Origin of the sequence: Cyclobacterium qasimii M12-11B (assembly GCF_000427295.1) — a bacterium.
Taxonomy (GTDB): Bacteria; Bacteroidota; Bacteroidia; order Cytophagales; family Cyclobacteriaceae; genus Cyclobacterium; species Cyclobacterium qasimii.
Window position 1 is genome coordinate 1 of the sequence record NZ_ATNM01000117.1, and the last position, 519, is coordinate 519.

General features: G+C 64.4%; 1 protein-coding gene. It reads right to left on the minus strand.

Translation table 11 applies throughout. From position 1 onward, the window contains the following. The coding region (locus ADICYQ_RS31240) for a helix-turn-helix domain-containing protein (RefSeq protein WP_152520490.1) at positions 1 to 365 on the minus strand (365 nt) is incomplete at its 3' end. Positions 366 to 519: the final 154 nt, after the last annotated feature.

The following is a 519-nucleotide window of genomic DNA, read 5'->3' on the forward strand; positions in this document are numbered from 1 at the left end:
GTCTGCCGGGTGATGAACGAGAGTCGGTTGACCCGACACCGCACCAGCACGGCGTGCACGGTCGACGGGGCGATTGCCAGCTGGCCAGCGATCTGAACCGGTCCCAGACGTTTACGCCACCGCAACGCGATGATCTTGCGCTTGAGGGCCTCAGGCGTCTTGTTCGGCGAGTGACGAGGGCGGGAGCTGCGATCCTGCATCCCCGCGTCGCCATGCTGGGTGAAACGCTGGGCCCACCGTTTCGCGGTCGGCCACGAGACCCGGAACATCCTCGCCGCCGACGCGATACTCCACCCTTCCTCGACGATCAGGCGCGCCAGCCGCAGACGGGCGCGCGGGGTCAGTTCAGCATTAGCGTGGGACACGAGGGCCTCCGGTAGGTGAAGTGGTTACATGAACATCTCCACTCCACAACCGGAGGCCTTCCTCACGCCCAAAGCTCAGGGCGTGTCACCACACAAACTCAACCAACCTGCCTGGGCAGTACATCTAGGTCAGCGATACCAGCAGCCGTGACTG